This window comes from Rhizobium quercicola (genome assembly GCF_021168455.1).
Classification (GTDB): Bacteria; Pseudomonadota; Alphaproteobacteria; order Rhizobiales; family Rhizobiaceae; genus Ferranicluibacter; species Ferranicluibacter quercicola.
The window spans coordinates 539,277-563,217 of sequence record NZ_JAJOZR010000001.1 but is presented as its reverse complement, the minus strand read 5'-3'; the positions used below and the strand labels follow the sequence as shown (position 1 = coordinate 563,217).

At 64.5% G+C, this 23,941-nt stretch carries 23 protein-coding genes; 14 read left to right on the top strand and 9 right to left on the bottom strand.

Annotated features, from left to right (window positions below; genetic code table 11):
- Positions 1-104: 104 nt before the first annotated feature.
- On the bottom strand, positions 105-1,238 hold the full coding sequence (locus LRX75_RS02470) for an EAL domain-containing protein (RefSeq protein ID WP_231811612.1): 1,134 nt from the start codon (positions 1,236-1,238) through the stop codon (positions 105-107).
- Positions 1,239-1,552: 314 nt separating this feature from the next.
- Here LRX75_RS02470 and LRX75_RS02465 point away from each other — a divergent pair, with 314 nt between their 5' ends.
- Both LRX75_RS02465 and LRX75_RS02460 read left to right on the top strand, forming a co-directional pair.
- Complete coding sequence (locus tag LRX75_RS02465) at positions 1,553-2,230, top strand: recombinase family protein (protein WP_338110267.1); 678 nt, start codon at positions 1,553-1,555, stop codon at positions 2,228-2,230.
- Between the two features lie 274 nt (positions 2,231-2,504).
- Positions 2,505-3,062: a recombinase family protein gene (locus tag LRX75_RS02460; RefSeq protein WP_338110266.1), complete on the top strand. Its 558-nt coding sequence runs from the start codon at positions 2,505-2,507 to the stop codon at positions 3,060-3,062.
- Between the two features lie 129 nt (positions 3,063-3,191).
- Here the strand turns inward: LRX75_RS02460 and LRX75_RS02455 are convergent, their stop codons facing one another.
- The 4 genes from LRX75_RS02455 to LRX75_RS02440 form a co-directional block, all read right to left on the bottom strand.
- The gene (locus LRX75_RS02455; protein WP_231811611.1) at positions 3,192-4,145 is read right to left on the bottom strand and encodes a sugar-binding transcriptional regulator; all 954 of its coding nucleotides are present in this window, start codon (positions 4,143-4,145) and stop codon (positions 3,192-3,194) included.
- Between the two features lie 21 nt (positions 4,146-4,166).
- Positions 4,167-5,633, bottom strand: coding sequence for an FGGY family carbohydrate kinase (locus LRX75_RS02450; RefSeq protein ID WP_231811610.1), 1,467 nt, complete (start codon positions 5,631-5,633; stop codon positions 4,167-4,169).
- 74 nt (positions 5,634-5,707) lie between these two features.
- The gene (locus tag LRX75_RS02445) at positions 5,708-6,664 is read right to left on the bottom strand and encodes a transketolase family protein (RefSeq protein WP_231811609.1); all 957 of its coding nucleotides are present in this window, start codon (positions 6,662-6,664) and stop codon (positions 5,708-5,710) included.
- The gene (locus tag LRX75_RS02440; RefSeq protein WP_231811972.1) at positions 6,664-7,473 is read right to left on the bottom strand and encodes a transketolase; all 810 of its coding nucleotides are present in this window, start codon (positions 7,471-7,473) and stop codon (positions 6,664-6,666) included. The genes LRX75_RS02445 and LRX75_RS02440 overlap by 1 nt, the downstream gene beginning before the upstream one ends.
- 211 nt (positions 7,474-7,684) lie before the next feature.
- Here LRX75_RS02440 and LRX75_RS02435 point away from each other — a divergent pair, with 211 nt between their 5' ends.
- The 5 genes from LRX75_RS02435 (at position 7,685) to LRX75_RS02415 (ending at position 12,977) form a co-directional block, all read left to right on the top strand.
- Positions 7,685-8,665, top strand: coding sequence for an ABC transporter permease (locus LRX75_RS02435; protein ID WP_231811608.1), 981 nt, complete (start codon positions 7,685-7,687; stop codon positions 8,663-8,665).
- Between the two features lie 115 nt (positions 8,666-8,780).
- A complete protein-coding gene (locus LRX75_RS02430) occupies positions 8,781-9,710 on the top strand; it encodes a sugar ABC transporter substrate-binding protein (RefSeq protein ID WP_231811607.1) in 930 nt (309 codons plus the stop codon).
- Positions 9,711-9,739: 29 nt separating this feature from the next.
- A complete protein-coding gene (locus LRX75_RS02425; RefSeq protein ID WP_231811606.1) occupies positions 9,740-11,218 on the top strand; it encodes a sugar ABC transporter ATP-binding protein in 1,479 nt (492 codons plus the stop codon).
- Between the two features lie 22 nt (positions 11,219-11,240).
- Complete coding sequence (locus LRX75_RS02420) at positions 11,241-12,029, top strand: SDR family oxidoreductase (RefSeq protein ID WP_231811605.1); 789 nt, start codon at positions 11,241-11,243, stop codon at positions 12,027-12,029.
- Positions 12,030-12,194: 165 nt separating this feature from the next.
- On the top strand, positions 12,195-12,977 hold the full coding sequence (locus LRX75_RS02415) for an SDR family oxidoreductase (RefSeq protein ID WP_231811604.1): 783 nt from the start codon (positions 12,195-12,197) through the stop codon (positions 12,975-12,977).
- Between the two features lie 70 nt (positions 12,978-13,047).
- Here the strand turns inward: LRX75_RS02415 and LRX75_RS02410 are convergent, their stop codons facing one another.
- A complete protein-coding gene (locus LRX75_RS02410) occupies positions 13,048-13,854 on the bottom strand; it encodes an SDR family NAD(P)-dependent oxidoreductase (RefSeq protein WP_231811603.1) in 807 nt (268 codons plus the stop codon).
- Between the two features lie 18 nt (positions 13,855-13,872).
- Positions 13,873-14,727 (bottom strand): NAD-dependent epimerase/dehydratase family protein, encoded by an 855-nt coding sequence (locus LRX75_RS02405; protein ID WP_231811602.1) that lies wholly within the window; start codon positions 14,725-14,727, stop codon positions 13,873-13,875.
- Between the two features lie 357 nt (positions 14,728-15,084).
- Between LRX75_RS02405 and LRX75_RS02400 the strand changes: the two genes are divergently transcribed.
- The 3 genes from LRX75_RS02400 (at position 15,085) to LRX75_RS02390 (ending at position 17,612) form a co-directional block, all read left to right on the top strand.
- Complete coding sequence (locus LRX75_RS02400) at positions 15,085-15,726, top strand: cysteine hydrolase family protein (RefSeq protein WP_231811601.1); 642 nt, start codon at positions 15,085-15,087, stop codon at positions 15,724-15,726.
- A gap of 69 nt (positions 15,727-15,795) precedes the next feature.
- Positions 15,796-16,341: a MarR family winged helix-turn-helix transcriptional regulator gene (locus LRX75_RS02395; protein WP_231811600.1), complete on the top strand. Its 546-nt coding sequence runs from the start codon at positions 15,796-15,798 to the stop codon at positions 16,339-16,341.
- An 89-nt stretch (positions 16,342-16,430) separates the two neighbouring features.
- Complete coding sequence (locus tag LRX75_RS02390; protein ID WP_231811599.1) at positions 16,431-17,612, top strand: amidohydrolase family protein; 1,182 nt, start codon at positions 16,431-16,433, stop codon at positions 17,610-17,612.
- Positions 17,613-17,682: 70 nt separating this feature from the next.
- Here the strand turns inward: LRX75_RS02390 and LRX75_RS02385 are convergent, their stop codons facing one another.
- Together LRX75_RS02385 and LRX75_RS02380 are read right to left on the bottom strand one after the other, a co-directional pair.
- The gene (locus tag LRX75_RS02385; RefSeq protein ID WP_231811598.1) at positions 17,683-18,297 is read right to left on the bottom strand and encodes an amino acid synthesis family protein; all 615 of its coding nucleotides are present in this window, start codon (positions 18,295-18,297) and stop codon (positions 17,683-17,685) included.
- Entirely contained in the window at positions 18,294-18,878 is a 585-nt protein-coding gene (locus tag LRX75_RS02380; RefSeq protein ID WP_231811597.1) for an amino acid synthesis family protein, read from the bottom strand. Before LRX75_RS02380 ends, LRX75_RS02385 begins: the two co-directional genes overlap by 4 nt.
- 274 nt (positions 18,879-19,152) lie before the next feature.
- Here LRX75_RS02380 and LRX75_RS02375 point away from each other — a divergent pair, with 274 nt between their 5' ends.
- The 4 genes from LRX75_RS02375 to LRX75_RS02360 all read left to right on the top strand — a co-directional run bounded on the left by LRX75_RS02375 (position 19,153) and on the right by LRX75_RS02360 (position 23,917).
- Positions 19,153-20,154, top strand: a complete 1,002-nt coding sequence (locus LRX75_RS02375) for a BMP family lipoprotein (protein ID WP_231811596.1) — start codon at positions 19,153-19,155, stop codon at positions 20,152-20,154.
- 180 nt (positions 20,155-20,334) lie between these two features.
- Complete coding sequence (locus tag LRX75_RS02370; RefSeq protein ID WP_231811595.1) at positions 20,335-21,864, top strand: ABC transporter ATP-binding protein; 1,530 nt, start codon at positions 20,335-20,337, stop codon at positions 21,862-21,864.
- Positions 21,861-22,931, top strand: coding sequence for an ABC transporter permease (locus LRX75_RS02365; RefSeq protein WP_231811594.1), 1,071 nt, complete (start codon positions 21,861-21,863; stop codon positions 22,929-22,931). Before LRX75_RS02370 ends, LRX75_RS02365 begins: the two co-directional genes overlap by 4 nt.
- Positions 22,919-23,917, top strand: a complete 999-nt coding sequence (locus tag LRX75_RS02360; RefSeq protein WP_231811593.1) for an ABC transporter permease — start codon at positions 22,919-22,921, stop codon at positions 23,915-23,917. The genes LRX75_RS02365 and LRX75_RS02360 overlap by 13 nt, the downstream gene beginning before the upstream one ends.
- Positions 23,918-23,941 lie beyond the last annotated feature (24 nt).

The following is a 23,941-nucleotide window of genomic DNA, read 5'->3' as shown; positions in this document are numbered from 1 at the left end:
TAGTGGACCATTTCCCCAAACTCCAAACCGGTTCATGTTCACGTCGGCACGGAAGGCGCCAAACAAACGACAGGCAGGCAGATGAATGCGGGGAACCGGCTGGCTCAGCCGATGAAAGGTCCGTGAACCCAGCGCGCTCCCGCTGACAGCACCTCCGCAAAATCCGTCTCGTTCTCCACATTCGCAGCCACCACCGCCGCCTTTAGATGGCCTGCCTGCCTGATCAGTGCGCACACCTCGGCCCGTCGCATTGCAGGCTGGGCGTGTGCATCGCGTCCCGCATCGATCTTGATGAGATCGACGACGCCATCGCGCGCGAGCGCCAGTGCTGCGCCGGCGCCGTCGAATTCGCCGATCGCCACCCTGCACCCGCGCGCGCGGAGCGCCGCGGCGAAGAGCGCGACCGGCTCCGGATGGGCCAGGAGATGAAGGCGCTCGATTTCGAGGATGAGGCGGGCCGCGATGGACGGTTGCGCGGACAGGGTGACCAGCGTGGAATGCCACCACACGTCGTCGATCGCCGACAGAGCGGAAATGCTGCAGCCGAGCGTTTCCTCGGGGCGATGCCGCAGGCGGTCGATGGCCGCGAGAACGACCATCCGGTCGAACACGCGCGTAAGCCCGACGCGCTCCAGCGCCCCCATGACGTTCCGGGCGTCGACCTGCTGCGCGGAGACCTCGCAGCCGTCTCCGTAGACCACGTGCGCCGACAGCGGCCTGTAGAGATCGGGTCCGCCATCGCTCGCCGCCACGCGATCTTCCGAGAAATAGATGCCCGAACGCGCCAGTGCCCGATAGACCGATGCCGCGACGCACATGTCGCCGCGAAATTCGAAGGCATTGACCATGCGCCCTCTGGGCCGCGACGTGGCGAGATGGGCAATCGTAGACATTTCGAGGAGGGTCAGGGAGACGAAAACGTCGTGCCCGGCGACGACGATGGCATCGCCGCAAATCTTGACAAGGCTCGTCTCCAGCATGGTCCAGTCATCGATGCCGTCATCGAAATCATAGCAGACGAGGGTGACGCCCCAGGCTTCGATGACGGCCGGCCATGACCGGTTCGCAAAGGCGAGATCCGCCCGGGCGGCCACCTCCACGAGGACGCGTCCCGCCAGCCCATGGCCATAGACGGAGGCGATATCGTCAATGTTCTGAACGATATAGTGGAAGGTTCTGGTGTCTCTGGCCGGTGGCGGAGGCCTGTCGCCGGTCATCAGCGCAAGGGGCTGGGTCATTGCGCAGCCCCCGTTGCAGATCGCGTACGGTAGCACGCGGAAACGCGGGAGCGGGCATTCGAACGGGCGGGTGCGGCAAGGGCGGCTGTGCGGGTGCCGACCGTCTTGACGGCGCGGGCGGAAACCCAGATCGGATCGGAGATCGCACAGCTTCGCTGCATAAAGGGGTCCGTTCTGGTATCCCCTCATAACAAGGCGTTTCTGTGATGAAAACGACGATTATTCAATGTTTCGGTCATGAAGCATGGCCGAAAAGCGGGCGGACAGAAGGGACCCTTTATTGTCAACTTTAAGTCGGCAATCCTTCGCCGTGCATGCAAAAAAATCGAGCCCGGCGGGTGAAGGGGGGAAAAAGACCACGTCGGAGAAAACACGCAGTCATGAGAATTGGTTATGCACGGGTTTCAACAGAGGATCAGAAGCTCGATCTTCAAACACAGGTTCTGAACAAATCGGGATGCGACATTATCTTTACGGATCACGGGTTTTCCGGAGGATCCTTCGAGCGGCCAGGGCTCGCGCAGGCCTTGAGCAGGCTGAAGGAAGGCGACACCCTCGTCGTCTGGCGGCTGGATCGTCTCGGCCGGTCGCTCGTCAAACTGGTCCAGGTGATGGACGAGTTCCGACAGAGGGGGGTTCATTTTCACTCGTTGACCGAGAATATCGATACGAGCTCCTCGGGCGGCAAGTTGATGTTCCACATGATCGCCGCCCTTTCGGAGTTCGAGCGGACGCTGATCAGCGAACGGACGCGCGCCGGCATGGCGGCCGCCCGCAACAACGGTCAACGCCTCGGTCGCCCGCCGTCCCTGACGGACGAGGAACTGGATGCCATCGTCAGGGCGATCAACGAACGCGGGGAAAGCCTGCGTGACGCGGCGATCAGAAACAACGTCTCGCTCCGCTCCCTGCGACGGATGATGGCTAAGGCGCGCGACTTCGGCACGGCCTCGCTACAGGCCAATTGCGGGCCGGATCTCTGTCCGATGTGACGGCTGGACATATCACGGCGAACGTCGCGCTGTGCGCTGACCCATTGCAGGATCGTCCCGCAATGGGTCATTCGGCGACCGACGGGTGTGCTTTTCGGGTGGTGCAAGGCTTGGATGGTAAAATCTGACGTATTGACAGTGCGAAAAACCGGACTGTAAGTTTCGACTTATAAAAAAGTTAAACGCTGTAGAAAGCGACAAAAAACTAAATTAGGGGGGTATTCTATAAGATAAATCTGTTGCTAGTATCAACGCACGTCTAGGGGAACTGCAGGTGATCGGGTATGCGCGCGTATCGACGGACGATCAAAATCTCGACCTGCAGATCAATGCTCTCCGAAAGGCGGGCTGCAGCAAGATATTCTATGACAGGGGCATATCGGGCAGAGTTTTCGAGCGACCGGGACTTGGTGCTGCGATGTCGAGCCTGCGCCCTGGCAAGATGTTCGTCGTCTGGCGTCTGGATAGGCTCGGTCGATCTCTGCCGAATCTCATCGACTTTATCGATCAGCTGGGCAAGCAGAACATCGCCTTTCTGTCGCTGACCGAGAACATCGACACAAAATCCTCCGGCGGGCGCCTCATCTTTCACATCATGGGCGCGCTGGCGGAATTCGAGCGAACGCTGATCAGCGAGCGAACGAAAGCCGGCATGGAGGCGGCCCGCCTGAAGGGCACGCATCTCGGACGCCATCCGTCCATGAGTGCCAATGACGTGCAGCAGGCCCTGAAAGCGATGAATGCCGGCGAACCCATCGACGTGGTCGCGCGGCAATACGATATCTCGACGCGCACGCTCCGGCGGCACATCATGAAAATGAATGCGCTTTGACCGCGAAGACATCCGGTTCCGGTCGATCGTGAATCGGTGTTAACAATCCGTAACCGGGCATGATCCGTTGCGCATTCCTCTCGATACCGCGCATTGCGGAAGATAACGGCAAGCGTGGGCGTTCGCCGACTACATCTCCAGCAGGCGTTCCGCCGTGAATTTGTCGGTGACGAGAATGTCGATGACGCCGACCTTCAGGGCTCCGGCAATGGCAGCGGTTTTCTTTGCACCGCCGGCCAGCGCGATCACGCGGTCGACGCCGGCAAGGTCTTCGAGGGGAAGCCCGATGACCCGGTCGTCGAGCGGCGTTTTCACCGGACGTCCGTGTTTGTCGAAGAAGCGCAGCGAGATGTCGCCGACGGCGCCGGCCTCCGCAAGGTCGGCGAGTTCCCGTGCGGAAAAAATGTTGCCCGAGCGTGCCAGAAGCTCCGACGGCTCCACGGCGCCGATCCCGACGATGGCGAGCGTGATGCTTCCGAAAAGATCGACCGTCTCGCGCACGAAGGGGTCGGCCATCATCAGGAGCCTTGCCTCGCGCGAGGAGGTGACGCCCTGCACCGGCAGCAGTTTCGGCTCGGCGCCCGTGAGGCCGGCAAGCCGCGTCGTCAGCTGGGTCGCATGGGTCTGCACCGAGGGGTCGCCCATGCCGCCCAGCGTCTGCACCACGAATTTCGCGCGCGCACTCTTCTGCGGGTGAATGTTCTCGACCATCTTGAAGATCGTCTGGCTCCAGCTGGAGACGCCGATGGTCTCGCCCGGCGCGAGCGTGATTTCGAGAAGATGGGCCGCGGCCTCGCCGATCCGCGCCATGATGGCGCCGTCACGATCCTCCGTGCACTCGACGACGACGGCTTCCGGCAGGTCGAAACGCTCGCGGAGCGCGCTTTCGAGATCGCCATAGGTGCCGACCGGGGGAATGACGCTGGTGCGGACGATGCCTTCGGTTTCCGCGCGCTTGAGCATGCGCGAGACGGTCGCCTGACTCAGCCTCAGGTGATCCGCGATCTCCGCCTGCCGACGCCGCTCGATGTGATACATCTGGGCGACCCGCGAGATCAGGCGGAGTTCGTTGAGGCGTCCCATGGGCGTTCCCGTCGTGAATTTTTATTCACTCTTAGCGGTTGCCGGGTCGAGCGTCGAGCGGGCGAGCGCGTCATTCCACGTTTTGAGCCGCTCGGCGCCGTCATAAGCAAGCGGCGCGATCGGCGTCGTCTGTCGGGGCAGGGCGGAAATGGCGGCAAGATCCGGGAAGATGCCGAGCGAAAGGCCGGCGAGATAGGCGGCCCCGAGTGCCGAGGCCTCGGGCGCCTCGCACTGGATGACGGTGTGGCGAAGCGTATCGGCGACGCACTGCATGAGAAACCGGTTCTGGCTCGGGCCGCCATCGACGTAGAGCGCGCCAATGACGCCGCCGCTCTGCGTCTTCATGGCCGAGACCACGTCATGCACCTGAAAGGCGATGGAATCGGTCACGGCGCGGGCCATCTGCGCCCGACTGGTGTTGAAATTGATCTGCGAAAACAGCGCGCGCGCATTCGAATCCCAATAGGGGGCGCCGAGGCCGACGAAGGCCGGCACGAAGCCGGGGACGCCCGGCCCGGCGGTGGCGGCGAGATCGATGAGGGCCGCGACGTCGGCAAGACCGAGAATGCCGGCCATCCAGGGAAGGCTCGCCGCGGAGACGAGGATATTGCCTTCGAACGCAAAGGTCGGACGGCCGGCAATCCGCCAGGCGACCGTCGTCGTGATGCCGTTGCGCGGCGCGATATAGTCGGCGAGCGTCGTCATGATGGACGATCCCGTGCCGAACGTCACCTTGCCGTCGCCCGGCTGGAACGCGCCATGGCCGAAAAGGGCGGCATGACTGTCGCCGATCGCCGCGCGAATCGGCGTGCCGTCGGCAATGCCGGGCACGCCCGACGTCGTGCCGAAATCGGCGGCGCTGTCGCGCACCTCCGGCAGGACGCCGGGATCGACGCCGAAGATGCTGCAGAGTTCCGCGCTCCAGACCTGGGCATTGAGGTCGAAGAGCTGGCTGCGCGCGGCATTCGATGCGTCGCAGGCATGTGTTCGCCCACCCGTCATGCAGTGGATGAGCCAGCTCTCGATGGTGCCGGCCCGCACGCGACGGCCTTGCGGCACGCGATCGAGCAGCCAGCGGAATTTCGCGCCGGGAAACATCGGGTCGAGCGGCAGGCCGGTGATCGTCTGCACGCGGTCGAGATGCCCTTCGCGCGTCAGCCGCTCGCAGTCGGGCGCCGTGCGCCGGCATTGCCAGCTGAGGACGGGCCCCAGCGGCGCGCCGGTCTCGGCATCCCAGACGGTCACGGATTCGCGCTGGTTGGAAATGGCGATCGCCTCGACGGTGGTGTCGGGCGCGGCGCTCAGGCAGGCGGCGATCGCCTCGCAGACCGAGGCCCAGAGCCGTGCCGGATCCTGCTCGACCCAGCCGGGCTTCGGATAGGTGATGCCGACCGGGGCGGACCCGCGGGCGAGAACCTCGCCCTTCAAAGACACGAGCACCGCTTTCGAATTGGTGGTGCCCTGGTCGATCGCCAGTATCGCCTGCATTCTTCTTCTCCTCACCCTTAAGAAAATGCCGGGGCGGCGATGAAGGCGCACCCCGGCCGGAAGGTCGTCCCCGCTTATTTGCGCTTGATCACGGCTTCCGCGGCATCGGCGATCGCCTCCGGCGCCATGCCGAATTCGTTCAGCAGGAATTCTGCCGAGCCCGTGGGCGCGAAGATGCCGGGCACGCCGAGACGCTTCATCGGCACCGGGGCGAGATCGACGACGACTTCGGCCACAGCCGAGCCGAGGCCGCCGAAGGTCGAATGCTCCTCGGCCGTGACGATCGCGCCCGTTTCGCGCGCCGCCGAAACGATCGCGTCTTCGTCCATCGGGCGAACGGTCGCAACGTTGAGGACGCGGGCGCTGATGCCGCGGGCCGCAAGAATCTCGGCCGCCTTGACCATGCGGTGCGTCAGCGTGCCGTTGGCAATCAGCGTCACGTCGGAGCCTTCCCGCAGCAGATTGGCCTTGCCCACCTCGAAGATGTGATCTTCGGGAAGGAGATCGGGAACGCCGACGCGCGACAGGCGCAGGAAGCAGGGACCCTGATACTGCGCCGCCCATTCGACGGCGGCGGCCGTTTCGATATGGTCGCACGGAGCGATGACGGGGAGATTGGGGAGGACGCGCGTCCAGGCGAAATCCTCGATCGAGTGATGCGTCGGGCCGAGGTCGCCATAGGCCATGCCGGAGGAGATGCCGACGAGCTTCACATTGGCATTCGAATAGGCGATGTCGGCCTTGATCTGCTCCAGGGCGCGGCCCGTGAGAAAGGGTGCGGCGGCGCAGACATAGGGGATGCGCCCGCCATTGGCGAGGCCGGCGGCCACGCCGATCATGTTCTGCTCGGCGATGCCGACATTGATCAGCCGCTCGGGAAACTTCGCCTTGAAGCCGCCGAGCTTTGAGGAGCCGACGGAGTCGTTGCAGACGACCACGATCGTCTCGTCTTCCGCCGCGAGGCGCTCCAGCGTGGCGGCGAAGGCGTCGCGGCAGTCGTGGAGCTTCTGGGATGGGACGTGCGCGTTCATCAGAGGGCCTCCGACAGTTCTTTTACGGCGATCTCGTACTGTTCCTTGTTCGGAACCTTGTGGTGCCAATCGACGGTGTCCTGCATGAACGAGATCCCGTGACCCTTGTTGGTGTGCGCCACGATGCAGTGCGGCCGCGTTCCGCGGTGTTCGAGGGCCGTAACGACCTCGCTCATCGCATTGCCGTTGATCTCGGTGACCTCCCAGCCGAAGGCCTCGACCTTCGGGCGGAGAGGCGCAAGCCCGTTGGTGTCGGCAATGGAGGCGCCCTGCTGAAAGCGGTTGTGGTCGATGAGGAGCGTGAGATTGTCGAGACCGAAATGGGCGGCCGCCATGATGGCCTCCCAGTTCGAGCCTTCCTGCATCTCGCCGTCGCCGGTAACGACATAGGTGTGGTAGGCGGCGCCCGAGAGCTTCGCGGCCTTCGCCATGCCGACCGCGACCGGCAGGCCATGGCCGAGCGGACCCGTATTGGTCTCGACGCCGGGCACCTTGTTGCAGTTCGGATGGCCGTTCAGGCGGGAGTAGGGCTTGAGGAAGGTCGAGACCTCGTCTTCCGGGATGAAGCCACGCTTGGCGAGCGTCACATAGAGGGCACAGGCCGTATGTCCCTTGGACAGGACGAAACGATCGCGGTCCGGGTGCTTCGGCTGATCGGGCCAGACCTTTAGCACGCGGAAGTACAGCGCGGTCAGAACGTCGATCACCGACATTTCCCCGCCGATATGTCCGGCACCTGCTTCGAACACCGCTTGCAGGTCCCGCAGCCGGATTTGGCGCGCGACGCGCTCAAGATCTCTAATATCCATCATTTCCTCGCGTGAATAAATATGCATGTAGTGATATTCTTGCACAGATGGTCGATTAGTCAACCCCCGTTCCTGCAGCGCTGATGTTGCAGCGCAACGACAAATCCGGTTGACACCTGTTCATCCACTTGATAGTGAATTTTCCGGCAGGAGTGAATATTTATTCTAGTTTGGTTGCGGGCTTTGCCTGTAACCCTCGCGAGGAGGTATGATGGTGGCGCTCGACATCAACGGACAGGCTCGGCCGTCCGGCACGTGGCGGAAGAAACTCAGCGGCGCGACGGGGCCTCTCGTCGGCCTTCTCGCCCTCTGCATTTTCCTCGGCTTCAGCACGGATGCCTTCTTCTCGCTGCGCAACGGCCTCAACATTCTTGACCAGATCACCGTCATCGGTATCATGGCCGTCGGTATGACCTTCGTCATCCTCATCGGCGGCATCGATCTGTCGGTCGGCTCTGTTCTGGCACTGTCCATGATGGTCATGGGCTGGACGGCCAATATCGCCGGCCTTCCCTTGAGCCTTGCCATCGTCGTTGCCCTCGTTGCCTCCGCCGTCAGCGGACTCATCGTCGGGCTTCTGGTGACCGTCTTCCGCGTGCCTGCCTTCATTGCTACGCTCGCGATGATGTCGGCCGCCCGCGGCGTCGCCAACATGATCACCGACGGCCAGCAGATCGTCGGCTTCCCCGACTGGTTCATGATGCTCGCGATCGACCGCCATTTCGGCGTTCTCACGGCCACCGTGTTCCTGATGCTCTTCGTGGTGCTGATCGCCTGGCTGTTCCTGCATTATCGCGCCGAAGGCCGCATGCTCTATGCCGTCGGCGGCAACCCGGAGGTCGCGCGCCTGGCCGGCATCAATGTCCAGCTGGTCACGATCACGGTCTATGTGGTGAGCGCGGTGCTGGCGGGCCTTGCCGGCATCGTTCTGGCCGCCCGGCTCGACTCGGTCCAGCCCTCCAGCGGCTTCGGCTACGAGCTCGACACGATCGCCGCGGTCGTCATCGGCGGTACCTCGCTTTCGGGCGGCGCCGGCGGCATCGGCGGCACGCTGATCGGCGTCCTCATCATCGGCGTCCTGCGCAACGGTCTCAACCTGCTCAACGTCTCGCCCTTCCTGCAGCAGGTCATCATCGGCGTCGTCATCGTGCTCGCGGTGGGTGCCGAAACCATGCGCCGGCGGCGCGCCTAGCCGCCTTGCCCGGCGCACAGGCCACAGAATTCCCCTCCGAGAGGTTTGGAGCGGAGCATATGCCCCAGGGGAGGAGGATTGCCCCCCGGGTTCTATCAACAACGGAGGAACGACCATGACATTCGTACGCACCCTTCTGACATCGGCGGCCATTCTCGGCCTGACGCTCGGCTCGGCCAACGCCGCAGAGGTCAAGAAGATCGGCCTCGCCGTCGCCAATCTGCAGGCGAACTTCTTCAACCAGATCAAGCAGTCCGTCGAAGCCGAAGCCAAGAAGCGCGGCATCGAGGTCGTGACGGTGGATGCCAAGGGCGATGGCCCGACCCAGATCAACCAGATCCAGGACCTGCTGACGCAGAACATCGACGCGCTCATCTACATTCCCGCAGGTGCGGCCGCCGCCACCGTTCCGGTCAAGCTTGCCAAGGCTGCCGGCGTGCCGGTCATCAACGTCGACCGCAATGCCGAAGGCGCGCCGGGCGATACCTTCCTGGCAACCGACTCCGTCTCTTCGGCCAAGGGTGTTTGCGACTACATCCTCAAGGAAGCCGGCGGCAAGGGCGACATGGTCATCATCCACGGCCAGAAGGGCACGACGCCGGAAGTCGATCGCTCCAAGGGCTGCGCCGAAGCGCTGAAGGCCTATCCGGAAGTCAAGATCGTCGCCGAGCAGTATTCCAACATGTGGGCCCAGGACGAGGGCTTCCAGATCATGCAGAACATGCTGCAGGCCAATCCGAACATCTCGATCGTCTTTGCCCAGGCGGACGGCCTTGCGCTTGGCGCAGCGCAGGCGATCAAGGTTGCCAACCCCTCGCAGAAGGTCGTCGTCGGCGGCTTCGACGGCGACACGGCAGCCCTCGAAGCGCTCGGCAAGGGCGTGTTCAACGTCACGGCCACGCAGCAGACCCAGAAGATGGGCCGCGAAGCCGTCGAGAACGCGGTGAAGATCGTGGCCGGCGAAAAAGTGCCGCCGGTGCAGCTGCTCGATGCGACGCTCACCACCAAGGACAATGTTGCCGAGTTTATCGCCAACCATCCCTGATAGCGTCGCGACGGTAGAGGAAGTGCGCCATGACCCAACCGGTTCTGTCCCTCAGAGGCATCTCGAAACACTACGGACCGCTCCAGGTGCTCAAATCCGTGAGCCTGGACGTTCATCCGGGGGAGGTCGTGGCACTTCTCGGTGAGAACGGAGCCGGAAAGTCGACGCTGTCGGGCATCATTGCCGGATCGCGGGCGCCTTCCGAGGGAACGATGACGTGGCTGGGGCAGCCTTATGCCCCGGCCACGCCACGCGAGGCGATCGACAAGGGCGTCGTCCTGATCCATCAGGAGCTGAAACTTCTGCCGCAGCTCTCCATCGCGGAAAACGTCTTCATCGGGCGCTGGCCGACACGCAATGGCGTCGTCGATCGTGCGCAGATGGAGCGCCGCGCGCAGGAGCAGCTCTCCCGCCTCAACCTGCATATCCCGGCCTCCCGCAAGGTGGCCGGGCTGTCCACCGCCAACCAGCAGCTGATCGAGATCGCGAAAGCCCTGGCGCTGGACGCGAAACTCCTGATCCTCGACGAGCCGACGGCGGCCCTCGGCGGCGCCGAGACCGAGGCCCTGTTCGAGCAGGTCCGCAAGCTGCGCGCCGAGGGCGTCGGCATCATCTACATTTCCCACCGCATGGAAGAGATCAAGCAGATCACCGACCGCATCGTCGTCCTTCGCGACGGCGAGCGCGTGCAGGAATTCGCCGACAGCGCGACGCCGGTGCGTACCGTGGTGGAAAGCATGGTCGGGCGCTCGCTCGATCGGCTGTTTCCGCCCGTGCCGACGCCGACCGAGCGCCCGGTGCTGCAGGTGTCGAACCTGACCTCGGCCGTCAACGCCTTCCGCGACGTCAGCTTCGAGGTGCATGCCGGCGAAATTCTCGGGATCGCCGGCCTCGTCGGCGCCGGCCGGACCGAACTCGTGCGGGCGATTGCCGGCGCGGACCCGGTGAAGGCGGGCACGATCCGGCTGAATGGCGACGTTCTGAAACTGCGCGATCCGGCCGATGCGATCGCCAAGGGCATCGTGCTCGTGCCGGAGGATCGCAAGGACCAGGGTCTGGTCGTTGCCCACAAGATCAGCGAGAACCTGATCTACGCCAATCTCGACAAGCTCGGCGGGCGCTGGATCACGGCCGGGGTCAAGAAAGCCTTTGCCGAGAAGGCGATCGCGAAATTCAACGTCAAAGGCCGCGCCGAGCAGCATGCGTCCGATCTCTCGGGTGGCAACCAGCAGAAGATCGTCATCGCCAAATGGCTGATGCGGGATCCCAAGGTCGTCGTCCTCGACGAGCCGACGCGCGGCATCGACGTCGGCGCGCGCGCCGGCATCTACGACATCATCGTCAACCTCGCCCGCCAGGGCGTCGCGGTCATCGTCGTCAGCTCGGATCTCGAGGAGGTGCTCGGCGTCTCCAACCGCATTCTCGTTCTTGCCCAGGGCAACCAGGCCGGCATTCTCAACCGCGAACAGGCCAATGACGTCTCCGTCATGGAACTCGCAACGATCTGATGAACCATAGAAAGGAAGAGCGGTGTCCGACATCACTCTGAACGCCCCCAAGCTGTTCGATCTCACCGGCCACGTCGCCCTCGTCACGGGTGCGGGAAGCGGCATCGGCCAGCGCATCGCCATCGGCCTTGCCCAGTGCGGCGCCGATGTCGCGCTGCTCGACCGGCGCACCGACGACGGCCTCGCCATGACGGCGCGTCATATCCAGGCGGCGGGCCGCCGCGCGATCGAGATCGCGGCGGATGTCACCAGCAAGACCTCGCTCGCCGACGCGGTGGCGCGAACGGAGGCCGAACTCGGCAACCTGTCGCTCGCCGTGAACGCCGCCGGCATTGCCAATGCCAACCCGGCCGAGGACATGGACGAGGACCAGTACCAGACCCTGATGGACATCAACCTCAAGGGCGTCTTCCTTTCCTCCCAGGCCGAGGCGCGCGCGATGCTGAAGCATGGCCGCGGCGCGATCGTCAACATCGCCTCCATGTCGGGCGTCATCGTCAATCGCGGCCTGAGTCAGGCGCATTACAACGCCTCCAAGGCCGGCGTCATCCATATGTCGAAGTCGATGGCCATGGAGTGGGTCGATCGCGGTATCCGCGTCAACACGATCTCGCCGGGCTACACCGCGACGCCGATGAACACGCGGCCGGAAATGGTGCACCAGACGAAGCTGTTCGAAGAGCAGACCCCGATGCAGCGCATGGCCAAGGTCGACGAGATGGTCGGCCCCGCCGTCTTCCTCCTGTCGGACGCGGCGAGCTTCGTCACGGGCGTTGACTTGCTCGTGGATGGCGGCTTCTGCTGCTGGTAGCCGTCAAAACACACACACTGCGGTCTCGGCACCTCCCTGACGCGACCGCGGACGGATCGCGCGGCACAACGCTGCTGCGCGATCCGCTCCCTTGCGATTGCGTCGCAAGGTTCGGGGAGGGAACGCGCGCGGACGGCCGTGCGCCAGCAGACGGAGGAGGATGTCATGAAGCGTTTCGACAACAAGACGGTGGTCATAACCGGCGCGAGCCGCGGCATCGGTGCGGCGATCGCCGCACGTTTTGCCCGCGAGGGCGCCAATCTCGTCGTTTCGGCGAATGAAGATCGCGTGCACGGCGTCGCCGAGGCCATCGTCAAGGATGGCGGCAAGGCCATCGCCTTCGTCGGCGACGTCACCAGCAAGACAAGCGTCATTGCCCTCTACGATGCGGCCGAGGCGGCATTCGGGTCGGTCGATGTCTCGATCCAGAATGCCGGCGTGATCACGATCGCCCGTGTCGAGGACCTTTCGGAAGGCGACTGGGACAAGGTGATGGACGTCAACACCAAGGGCGTTTTTCTCTGCGCCCAGGAAGCCATCGCCCGCATGCGCCGGCACGGCCGCGGCGGCCGCATCATCAACACGGCCTCCGGCCAGGCACGCGACGGTTTCATCTACACGCCGCACTATGCCGCCTCCAAGATGGGCGTCGTCGGCATTACCCAGAGCCTTGCCAAGGAGGTCGCGACCGATGGCATCACCGTCAACGCGTTCTGCCCCGGCATCATCGAGACCGATATGTGGGCCTATAACGACGAGGCCTGGGGCAAGCTGCTCGGCACCTACGCGCCCGGAGAGCTGATGAAGGAATGGGTCGCGGGCATTCCCATGAAGCGCGCCGGCTCCGGCGAGGATGTCGCCGGCCTCGTCACCTTCCTGGCGAGCGACGACGCCGCCTACATTACCGGGCAGACCATCAACGTGGACGGCGGCCTCATCATGTCCTGACGCCGCCGGCGCAGGGGGGCGATGTGCGTGACCCCGTCATGGCGTCGGCTTCCAGGACACATATGTCGGGTCATACCCGGCGGGGAAAAGCCTCGGCATCCGGGGCGTTGGCCCAGCTCTGCAGGGTCTGCCCTCCGTCGATCAGCCAATCGACCCCGGTGACGTGACGCGCGTCGTCGGACGCGAGAAAGGCAACCGTGGCGGCCACGTCCTCCGGCTGGCCGATGCGTCGCAGCGGGATACGATCGGAAAACCGGCGGATGCCGGCCTCATAGGCGGCATCGTCGCCGGCGGGGACGCCGAGCCGTGTCTCGATCACGCCGGGGCAGACGGCGTTGACACGGATACCATAGGGTGCGGCATCCAACGCGGCGATGCGGGTGAGGCCGACGACGGCGTGCTTGGTCGATGCGTAGCCCGCCCCGCCCGCCAGAACGTCCCAGCCAGCCATGGACGACCCCATATTCACCACCGCGCCCTGGATCTTGCGCTCGATCATGACGGCGAGCGTGGCGCGCAGCACGTAGAAAATCCCGTTGAGATTGATGCCGACGATGCGCTGCCAGTCTTCGATGGCAAGCGCGTGGACAGGCGCGACCTTGCCCGAAATGCCGGCATTGTTGAACAGAACGTCGATGCCGCCGAAATGGGCGGCGACATCGCCCACCATCGCGGCGACCGATGCGGGGTCCGCGACATCCACGGCAAAGGCTCTCGCGTTCTCGCCGTATGCGGCGGCAAGCACTTCGGCCTTGTCGCGATCGATATCGGCGACGGCGACGCGGGCACCCTCGTCGAGAAATCGGCGCACGGCCGCGCTCCCGATGGCCCCGGCAGCACCGGTGACCAGAACGACCTTGTCAGCAAACCGCATCATCGCACTCCTCTTGCAGGCTCAATTTTCGCAGACCGGATAATCCCGCCATGAATGGCGCGGCGCAAAACCGAGCTGCTGCTGCGCGGCGGAGGTGTCGATCAGTGCGGCAGATCCGGCGATCGGCGTGTGAACCGGCGTGCCCGGATAGGCTTTCGCGATGAGATCTGCACTGGCGCAATCCATGTAGCTGTCGGCGGCGCTGAGAAACAGCCGCACGTGTCCGGTCACCGGCCGCTCGACGGCCGCCACGAAGGCCGCGGCCGCATCCCGCGCATCGAGATAGGCCCAGAGGTCGCGCGCGGCATCGGCATGCAAGCGCCGCGGGCCGATGGCCGCGTGAAAGGTGTCCGGCGTCTGGATCCACGGCATGCGCAGGCTAACGGCGGAAAAGGCGCCGCGTCGAACCATCGTCTCGACCAGCTCTTCGCCGAGCCACTTGGTGGTCGCGTAGACATCTTGCGCGCCGATCGGATGCGCTTCGTCGATCGGCAGATAAGCGGGTACGACCGGCGTCTCGAAAAAGGGAAAGCCGAGCACGCTGAAGGACGAGGCATAGACGAAGCGCGGAACGCCGCAAAGGCGCGCAGCTTCGACGGCGGCGTACATCGCCGCCATGTTGATGCGGAACACGTCGGCCGCCGCCCGGCCCGTTGGGCGGGGAATGGCGGCGATATGGACGAGGGCATCCATGTCTTTGGCCAGCGGGGCCACCACGGCAAGATCGCCGGCCTCGCCGGTGACATGAGACCAGCCTGCGCCGTCCGGTGGCGCGCCGATGTCCAGGCCGGTGACGGAATGACCGGCATTGACGAGGCTCGCAGCGACATGACGACCGAGCAAGCCGCTCGAACCGGTCACCAGAATACGGCTCATCGGGCCACCCCCTGTCGATCGACGCCGAAGCCAGAACCGGGCTCCCGGGAATGCGAACAGGATGTCATGGAAAGGCCAGCTCCCGATGTCGGACACGGACCCGGCGAGCAAAAAAGCGGCGGGCCATATCGTTGATGGTCAAACGATTAGGTCTGATCGTGTGATGGATGTCAAGACGGCTGTGCAGCGCAGATCTCCATGGGTATTCAAGGCTGACCGATCTCCCCGTCACCAGCCGTCACATGAAATACCCAAGCGAGCTCCGATAAACCGCTTGACTTCATCCGCCTTCGATTGCTTGTTTGATCATCAATGAGTTTTACCATTGCTGCTCCCTCCCGAACCATGGAGACGCCCATGTCGCTCGATGTCTTTTCCGCGCATCTCGAACAGCAGGACATTCACCTGGATGGAACGCGCAGCGCTCTGATCGTCATCGACATGATCAACGAGTTCTGCAAGCCGGGCGGCCGGATGGTGCTGCCGGGCTACGAATCTCTGGTCGGACCGCAACTGGCGCTGGTGGAAGCTGCACGCGCGGCCGGAGCGCCGGTCATCTGGGTGCACGATGCGCATCGCCCCGGGATGCGCCATGAGCGCGAATGGGCAAAGCGCACGCCGCACGGACTGGAGAATACCTGGGCGACGGAGATCATCGAGGATCTGGGCGCCCGGCCTGACGACATCCACGTCACCAAGCGCCGTTACTCCGCCTTCTTCCAGACGGATCTCGATCTGACGTTGAAGGACATGCAGATCGACCAGCTCGTCGTCTGCGGGGTCGTCACCAATATTTGCGTCCGTTCCACCGTGCATGACGCGTTTTTCAACGGATACGAGGTGGTCGTGCCGGCGGATGCCTGCGCGGCGACCGGTCCGCGCGAACAGGAAAGCTCGCTCTACGACATCGCCACGCATTTCGGCATCGTTTCGGATACGCAATCCGTCGTCGCCGCCTTCAGCAAGGGCGCAGCGCTCACCAATATGATTGCGGCCTGAGCGCCAGCGCACGCCGGAACGAGACCTCGCTCGCTTGCCGCAGGACCTGCCCATCGAATGGAAGACCTCTTGAAGACGATTGATCCTATCTCCGCCGATCTCACATCGCCGGCCCCGAGCGACGAGGCCACCGCCGTCGCGCTTCCCGAACTGGGCCATGATGAGATCCAGGCCTATTACGCCCGGACCGGATATTCTCTGGAGCATCACGCGGCGCACCTGCTGCGGCGCGCGCACCAGCGCGCGACCGCCTGCTTTCAGGCGGTCATGCCCGGAGACGACCTGACGCCGACGCAGCTCGCCGCTCTGGCGACGCTGCTGAAGCATGGCGAACTCTCCCAGAACCATCTTGGCCGCATGACGCAGATGGACCCGTCCACGATCAGTCTTGTCGTCAAGGCGCTGATGAAGCGCGGACTGATCGCGCGCAAGCGCTCGGATACCGACCAGCGCATGACGATGATCACGCTGACCAATGCCGGCGTGCATTATACCTTGCCGCTGCTCGACCGCTCCATGCAGGTGGCGCGCCGGCTGCTGTCGCCGCTCTCGCCCGGCGAGCAGGCAACACTGCTCGACCTCCTGAACAAGGTCGGCGAGCCGGAAACGGACTGACGCCAGCCGTGACCGAGGCCGGCCTCGACGATCGGGACCGCGGCCTCGCCGTTGCCCACCCCCTTGCCAAGCCCTGAGGACATCCGACGATGCAGCCAACCTTCGACCGCCTTCTCATCCGGAACCTCGGTCTCGTGCTCACCGGCGATCTTGCCGCGCCGATCGCGGATGCCGACGCCATTCTCGTCGAAGGCGGGCGGATCGCTCGGATCGGCCGCGCGTCCTCCATGACGTTCCCGGGCGACGTCACGGTGATCGATGCCAAGGGCTCTGCCATCATGCCGGGCATGATCGACAATCATTCGCACCCTGTCATGGGCGACTGGACACCGCGGCAGAACCAGCTCGGCTGGATCGATTCCACCTTGCATGGCGGTGTGACGACGCTGGTCTCGGCCGGCGAGGTGCATGTGCCCGGCCGTCCGAGGGATGTGATCGGGGTCAAGGCGCTTGCCATCACGGCCCAGCGCGCCTTCAGCGCGTTTTCCCCGACCGGCATGAAGGTGCTCGCGGGCGCCCTCATTCTGGAACACGGGCTGACCGAAGCGGATTTCGTGGAGCTCGCGGCTGCCGGCATCACGCTCGTTGGCGAGGTCGGACTCGGGTCGGTCAAGGATGGCGCCACCGGTCGGCAGATGATCGCCTGGGCACGGCAGAACGGCATGACCTCCATGACCCATGTCGGGGGTCACTCCATTCCCGGCTCGTCGCGCATCGGGGCGGAGACGGTGCTGGAGGTCGATGCCGATGTCGCCGCGCATCTCAACGGCGGCCCGACCTCCCTTCCGGAAGCCGAGCTGCGCCTTATCTGCGAGACGAGCACGCGCGGGCTCGAAATCGTTCACAACGGAAACATGCGGGCCGGCCTTTTCGTGCTCGATACCGTGCGCGCGGTCGGGGCGCTCGATCGTCTGGTGCTCGGCACGGACGGGCCCGCCGGATCGGGCGTCCAGCCGCTCGGCATGTTGCGGCTCGTCACCATGCTGGCGTCGCTCGGCAATCTCGCGCCGGAAGTCGCGATCTGCCTCGCCACGGGCAATGTCGCGCGCCTGCGTGGCTTGACGGATCGCGGACGGATCGCGGTGGGCCTTGCCGCCGATCTCGTCTTCATCGATCAGGCCATGGGCGGCGCGGGTGACGGGGTTCTCGACAGCATGACGCTCGGCAACATGCCGGGCATCGGCATGATCCTGGTCGATGGCATTCCCCGCATCACCCGCAGCCGCAATACGCCGCCATCCATTCTGGTGCCGGAGCTTCTGGCCGGCTGAAGCCATCCCGACATGCAGAGGCCGCGCTCCTGTCGGGGCGCGGCCTCTGCATGTCGGCGATATCGAACGTTCAGACGACGCCGTCCTTGCCGATGATCCTGTCCACCGTCAGGCCGCCGACGCGCGGGTGCGGGCGGCCGCTGTCGGTGATGGCGATCGCCACTGCGATCTCGTCGGCGCGGGGGGCGTCAGCCACGCGGACCTCCATACCATCGAAATGGCTCCGCACCCGGGCTGCATCCTTGTGGCCGAGCGGGATGTCGAAGGTTGCACCGGGCGCGCCGCGTTTCTTGGAGGAGGGGATAAGGGCAGCGCCGCCGCCCAGAATCGCACGAAACGGCGCGCCGAGCTCGGGATGGATCAGGGCCGCCGCATGTTCCAGCTCGCCATCCTCGCCGACCAGCACGGCCTTGCCGAAGCTTTCGATCTTCGACCCCTCGATGCCCAGAGCGGCCACGGCCCGCTCCGGCAGAATGTGGCCGAGCACCCGGCCGATGGTTTCGAGGGGTGAGAGATCCTCGACATAGCGACCGGCGAACGGGTTGCGGATGACGGCGACGGAGGCCGCCCGCCGGGTCGGCTTTTCGAGCTTTCGCCCGCCCTCGACCAGCGTTTCCTCGACCACGGTCAGGATGCGGCGCAGTCCGATGGTCTCGTTCGGGCCGATGGTGTCGTTCTCGCTCATCGCAGGCCATCCTCGCCCTTGATCTCGCCGGCCTTCAGGCCGCCCACCCGGGCATGGATGCGCGGACCCGTGGTCATCGCCAGGGCGAGCACCATCTCGTTTGCACGCGGCGCGTCGCCGATACCCACCTCGACCGCATCGAAATGGCTGCGGACGTAGGATGCGTTGACATGGGTGATCGGCACGTCGAGGTGCGTGCCCGGTCCGCCGACCTTCTTGGCCGAGGGAACGATGGCCCGGGCATCGCCCAGCAGTTCGCGCATGGAGTAGCCGCCCGGATTATGCCAGAGGGCGGCATGTTCCAGCTCTCCGGCCGATCCGACGATCGCGCCCTTGCCGTAGCCTTCGACGACGGCGGGGTCGCCGCCGAGCGCATCGATCAGCCGGCGCGCCATCTCAAGCCCCAGCGGCTTCAGATCGTCCATGAAGAAGGCGATGTCCTCGACATAGGCGCCCGCAAACGGGTTCTCGATGACGGCCAGCACGGCAGCGCGCCGCAGCGGCGTGCCGGCGACCGGGCCTCCCTCATGGAAGATCTCATCCACGGAAACGACGAATTTGCGTACGACCACGTCTGCCATGCACCTCTCCATATTTGTTAGAGTAGTAACAATCCACCGTGCTTGGTCGTTGTCAAGTGAGGTCCGGGAGAAACCCGATCGCACACGCCTTTCGAAGTTGCGGAGCGATGCGATTCACTGATTCTGGCGTGCAATGCAGCAAGATGAAAAAAGCGTCAGAAAGCGATTGACAAGATTTGGAAGTCGACACAGTATTCGTATGACCATCAACTAATGCGGCATCAAGACCGGGTGATGGAACTGCCGAGAAGGCTACCAGAGGGAAAGAACCACAATGAAGATTTTTGCCCGCTTCTTAGCGGCCGGCGTCGTGCTGGCTGCATCCGCCCTGCCGTCCGTCGCTGCCGAGAAGGTGCATATCGCCGCGATCTCCGGCTATTTCGCACAAGGGTTCGGCATTTCCATCGTCAATGGTCTGAACAAGGCCAAGGACGATTTCGGCATCGACCTCAAGCTTGTCGATACCGGCAACCGCGCCCTCGATTATGAGGAGCAGTTCGCCAACCTCGCAAAGAGCGGCCAGTACGACCTGATCTTCGTCATGGGCTGGGAACTCGTGGATGCGTTGCAGAAGGTCGGCGCCCAGTATCCCAACCAGCGCTTCGTCTTCATCGACGGCGTGCTCGACGCCAAGACGATGGTCTATGCCAACTTCGCCGAAGAACAGGGCTCCTTCATCGCCGGTGCGCTCGCAGGCCTCGTCGAGGATATGGGGCCGGAATTCGACAAGATCAGCGACGGCAAGGCGATCGGCTTCGTCGGCGGCCGCGACATTCCCGTCATCCGCAACTTCCTGGGCGGCTACGAGCAGGGCGCGAAATATGCAGCACCCGACGTCAAGGTGAATTCGGTCTTCGCCGGCACCTTCGACGACCCGGCAAAGGGCAGCGAACTGGCCATGGCGCTGTACGGGCAAGGCGCCGACATCGTCTACAACGTCGCCGGACCGACGGGCGAGGGTGTGATGCAGGCAAGTGCCGCCGCCGACAAATATTCTTTGGGCGTCGATATCGACATGTGCTCCAGTGCGCCCGGCAACGTGCTGGCCAGCATGCTGAAGCGCGGCGACGTCGCCGTCTACGCGATCATCAAGGACGAGGTCGAAGGCCGCAAGGTCATGCCGGGCACGCGCACCTTCGATCTTGCCTCGGGCGGGGTCGAGGTGAAGGTCTGCGACGATGTCGCGGCAAAACTCCCGGCCGCGATCAAGGACAAGCTGGAAGCCATCCGCACGGATGTGATCGCCGGCAAGATCCAGATCGCCCGCGCGAAGTAAGACGGTCCGGCGGGCGGCGGATCGTATCTGCCGTCCGCGCCGGCACGGATGCCTTAACCGGCGGCGCGTGGTTGCGACGCCGGTTCGGGCAGAGAGGCGTTCACAGCTATCGACGCAGGTTTCCCGTTCGTCTGTTCCGCGCCAACCTTTGCATCTTTCTCTCCTGCCTCGGTATGCCTCATGGACCTTGCCGTCGATCTTTCCGGTATCACCAAGCGCTTCGGCGCCTTCACCGCCAATGACGGCATCGATCTCGCCGTCCGTCGCGGCGAAATCCATGCGATCATCGGCGAGAACGGCGCCGGCAAGACGACGCTCATGAACATCCTGTTCGGTCTGCTGCAGCCGGATGCGGGCACCATCTCGATCGGCGGCAAGACCATGCTGGTCGACAGCCCGGCCGTCGCGATCAACGAGGGGCTCGGCATGGTGCACCAGCACTTCAAGCTGGTGCCGTCGCTGACGGTGGCCGACAATATCTTTCTCGGCATGGAAATCCGCAGGAACGGGCTCATCGACCGTGCGGCCCAGGTGGAGCGCACCCGTAGTCTCTCGGAAAAGTTCGGCCTGCGGGTCGATCCGCAGGAGCGGGTGGCGGGGCTTTCGGTCGGCATCGAGCAGCGCATCGAAATTCTCAAAGTGCTGGCGCGCAACGCCCGCACCATCATTCTCGACGAGCCCACGGCCGTTCTCACCCCGCAGGAAAGCCGCGACCTGTTCCAGACGCTGCGCAGTTTCGTGGACGACGGCATGACGGTGATCTTCATCTCGCATCATCTCGAAGAGGTGATGGCGGTGTCGGACACCGTCACGGTGCTGCGCGACGGCCGCGTCGTCGCCACGAAGCCGAAGAGCGCGCTGACCAAGCGCGAACTCGTCCGGCTCATGGTCGGCCGCGACGTCAGCTTCGACCGGCGCCCCCGAACCCGTACCGACGGCGCCGTGGCGCTTGAGGTCAACGATCTCTGGGCGCGGGACGACCGGCGGCTGACGGCCCTGAAATCCGTGGATCTGACGGTCCGTGCCGGCGAGATCGTCGGTATCGCGGGCGTCGCCGGCAACGGTCAGACGGAACTCGCGGAGGTGCTCTCCGGGCTCCGGCCTGCAAGCCATGGCAGCGCGAAGCTACACGGACACGACATTCTCGACCGGACGCCGGCCGAAATCCGCAATCGCGGGCTGGCCCATGTTCCCGGTGACCGCATGGTGCGCGGTGTCGATCGCAACGCCTCGCTGTCGGCCAACATGCTGATGGGGCGGCAGACGAAAAGACCCTTCGCCCGCCTCGGCGTGATCGACTGGTCGGCGGTGCATGGCACGATGCGCGCTCTGATAGAGCGTTTCGACATCCGCGCCCGCGGGCCGAAGGATCCGGCGCGCAGCCTGTCCGGCGGCAACATCCAGAAGGTTGTACTGGCGCGGGAGTTCACGGCCGGCGGAGACGTGCTTCTCATCGACCAGCCGACCCGCGGCGTGGATATCGGCGCGCAGGAGGCGATCCACGACGAGATCATGCGCCAGCGTGCCGACGGCCGTGCGATCCTCCTCATCTCGACCCAGCTCGACGAACTGAAAGCCTTGGCCGACCGGATCCTCGTCATGTTCGACGGCGGGATCATGGGCGAGGTCGATGGCGCCGCGATGGATGAAGACGCAATCGGACTGATGATGGCCGGGATCGACCCGGCAGACATGACGGAGGCTTCATGACGAACCGCCTGCTCTTCCGGGGACTCTTCTCAAAAGGGCTGGCGCGAACGCTGGCGGGCCAGGCGCTCGCCTTCGCCATCGCGCTGGCGCTCGGCGCCGTCATCATTCTCATGATCGAAGAAAGCCCGGTCGCCGTCCTCATGACGCTCATGCGCGGCGCCTTCGGCGATGCCGAGAAGATCGCGGGAACCCTGCTGCAGACGACACCCATTCTTATCTGCGGTATTGCGGCCTGCATCGCTCTTCGCGGCGGCATGTTCAATGTCGGCATCGAGGGGCAGCTCTTCCTCGGCGGGTTCGCTGCCGCCTGGGTCGGCTTTGCCTTTGCGCTGCCGCCCGTGCTGCATGTGCTTGCCGCGATGACGCTTGCGGTGGTCGCGGGTGCGCTGTGGATCGCGATCCCCGCCTTCTTCCGCGTCCGCTTCGGCACCAACGAGGTGGTGTCCACCATCCTTGCCAACTATATCGCGACGCTGCTCACCTCCTATTTCACCATCTTCCTGTTCAAGCGTCCGGGCGGATGGTCGGAAACGCCGCCGATTCTGACGAGCGCCTATCTGCCCGAGCTCTTCTCCTTCTCGCGGCTGAACATTGGGCTGCTCATCGGCCTGGCGCTGGCCGTCGGCGTCGCCGCCTTCTTCCGCTGGACGTCGGCCGGCTACGCCGTGACCATGGTCGGCTCCGCGCCCAAATTCGCCGAGTATGGCGGCGTCAGCGTGCGCCGCGTCGGCTTCGGCGTGCTTCTCGTCTCCGGCGCCGTCGGCGGCCTTGCAGGCGGCGTCGAGACGCTCGGCGTGCACCACCGGTTCATGGAAGGCTTTGCGCCGGGTTTCGGCTTCGATGGGCTCATCGCGGCCTTGCTTGCCAACGGCTCGCCCATCGGCACCATCTTCACCGCGCTGTTTTTCGGCGCGCTGCGGGCTGGTTCGCTGCTGCTTGAGGTGGATACGACAGCCTCGCGCGAGATCATCACGGTCATCCAGGCGCTGATCATCCTGGCGGTCTCCGCCGATCTCATGATGCGCCGACGCGGCGACCGCACGGGAGAGCGCCGATGGAAATTCTGAGCAACCTGTTCAACGTCGCGCTCCTGGTCGCGACGATCCGCACCACGACGCCGATCCTGCTCGTGGCGCTCGGCGGCTCGTTCACCACCAAGGCCGGCATCTTCAACATCGGTCTGGAAGGCCAGATGTTGATCGCCGCCTTCTTCGCCGTGGTCGGTTCCATCTGGACGGGCTCGTCGCTGGGCGGCATGGTCATCGGCGTTTCCGCCGCCCTCGTCTTCGCCCTCATCTATGCGGTCCTTGTCGTCAGTTTTCGCGCCAACGAGGTCGTGGTGGGGCTGGCGCTCAATATTCTGGCCGGCGGCATGACCGTTTCGCTCCTGAAGGCGATCTTCGGCACGCGCGGCTCCGTAGTCGGACGCGGCATCGTCGGCCTGCCCAAGGTGCAGATCCCCGGTGCCCGCGACCTGTTGGGTCCGTCCACCGCGCAGCTGATCTCCGGTTATACGCCGCTGGTCTATGTTGCCTTTCTCGCCGTGCTACTGATGATCCTCTTCTACAACCGCACCCGGCTCGGGCTTTATATCCGCGTCGTCGGCGAAAAGCCGGAAGCGGCGGAGGCACTCGGTATTTCGATCGCGCGGATCCGATACACGGCTGCGCTGCTCTGCGGCCTGCTGGCGGGACTGGCCGGCGCGCATATGTCGCTCGGTTACATCACGATGTTCACCGAAAATATGTCGTCCGGTCGCGGATTCATGGCGGTGGCGATCCTGATCTTCTCGGGCGGCGACCCTCTGAAGGTGCTGGCCGGCTGCCTGCTGTTCGGCTTTGCCGATGCCTTCTCGCTCCGGCTCCAGACCTTCGGCTTCCCCTCCTATCTGGTTCTGGCCGTGCCCTATGCCGTGGCGCTCGTCGCCCTGTTCGCGCTCTCCTGGCGCGCTCGGCCGAAGCGCATCCGCGAGACGGTCGAGACCATCCGCCGCGCGTTATCTGTCCATCCCTCGAGGGAAGCTGGCCGCGACGCGCCGCTTCCCCGTTCCTGAAAACCCGAGACCTCGAAGGCTTCC

Bases quoted from the DNA above. Each gene is read 5' to 3' on its own strand.
- LRX75_RS02470 (WP_231811612.1), bottom strand. From the start codon at position 1,238: ATGACCCAGCCCCTTGCGCTGATGACCGGCGACAGGCCTCCGCCACCG.
- LRX75_RS02465 (WP_338110267.1), top strand. From the start codon at position 1,553: ATGCAAAAAAATCGAGCCCGGCGGGTGAAGGGGGGAAAAAGACCACGT.
- LRX75_RS02455 (WP_231811611.1), bottom strand. From the start codon at position 4,145: ATGGGACGCCTCAACGAACTCCGCCTGATCTCGCGGGTCGCCCAGATG.
- LRX75_RS02450 (WP_231811610.1), bottom strand. From the start codon at position 5,633: ATGCAGGCGATACTGGCGATCGACCAGGGCACCACCAATTCGAAAGCG.
- LRX75_RS02445 (WP_231811609.1), bottom strand. From the start codon at position 6,664: ATGAACGCGCACGTCCCATCCCAGAAGCTCCACGACTGCCGCGACGCC.
- LRX75_RS02440 (WP_231811972.1), bottom strand. From the start codon at position 7,473: ATGGATATTAGAGATCTTGAGCGCGTCGCGCGCCAAATCCGGCTGCGG.
- LRX75_RS02435 (WP_231811608.1), top strand. From the start codon at position 7,685: ATGGTGGCGCTCGACATCAACGGACAGGCTCGGCCGTCCGGCACGTGG.
- LRX75_RS02430 (WP_231811607.1), top strand. From the start codon at position 8,781: ATGACATTCGTACGCACCCTTCTGACATCGGCGGCCATTCTCGGCCTG.
- LRX75_RS02425 (WP_231811606.1), top strand. From the start codon at position 9,740: ATGACCCAACCGGTTCTGTCCCTCAGAGGCATCTCGAAACACTACGGA.
- LRX75_RS02415 (WP_231811604.1), top strand. From the start codon at position 12,195: ATGAAGCGTTTCGACAACAAGACGGTGGTCATAACCGGCGCGAGCCGC.
- LRX75_RS02410 (WP_231811603.1), bottom strand. From the start codon at position 13,854: ATGATGCGGTTTGCTGACAAGGTCGTTCTGGTCACCGGTGCTGCCGGG.
- LRX75_RS02405 (WP_231811602.1), bottom strand. From the start codon at position 14,727: ATGAGCCGTATTCTGGTGACCGGTTCGAGCGGCTTGCTCGGTCGTCAT.
- LRX75_RS02400 (WP_231811601.1), top strand. From the start codon at position 15,085: ATGTCGCTCGATGTCTTTTCCGCGCATCTCGAACAGCAGGACATTCAC.
- LRX75_RS02390 (WP_231811599.1), top strand. From the start codon at position 16,431: ATGCAGCCAACCTTCGACCGCCTTCTCATCCGGAACCTCGGTCTCGTG.
- LRX75_RS02385 (WP_231811598.1), bottom strand. From the start codon at position 18,297: ATGAGCGAGAACGACACCATCGGCCCGAACGAGACCATCGGACTGCGC.
- LRX75_RS02380 (WP_231811597.1), bottom strand. From the start codon at position 18,878: ATGGCAGACGTGGTCGTACGCAAATTCGTCGTTTCCGTGGATGAGATC.
- LRX75_RS02375 (WP_231811596.1), top strand. From the start codon at position 19,153: ATGAAGATTTTTGCCCGCTTCTTAGCGGCCGGCGTCGTGCTGGCTGCA.
- LRX75_RS02370 (WP_231811595.1), top strand. From the start codon at position 20,335: ATGGACCTTGCCGTCGATCTTTCCGGTATCACCAAGCGCTTCGGCGCC.
- LRX75_RS02365 (WP_231811594.1), top strand. From the start codon at position 21,861: ATGACGAACCGCCTGCTCTTCCGGGGACTCTTCTCAAAAGGGCTGGCG.
- LRX75_RS02360 (WP_231811593.1), top strand. From the start codon at position 22,919: ATGGAAATTCTGAGCAACCTGTTCAACGTCGCGCTCCTGGTCGCGACG.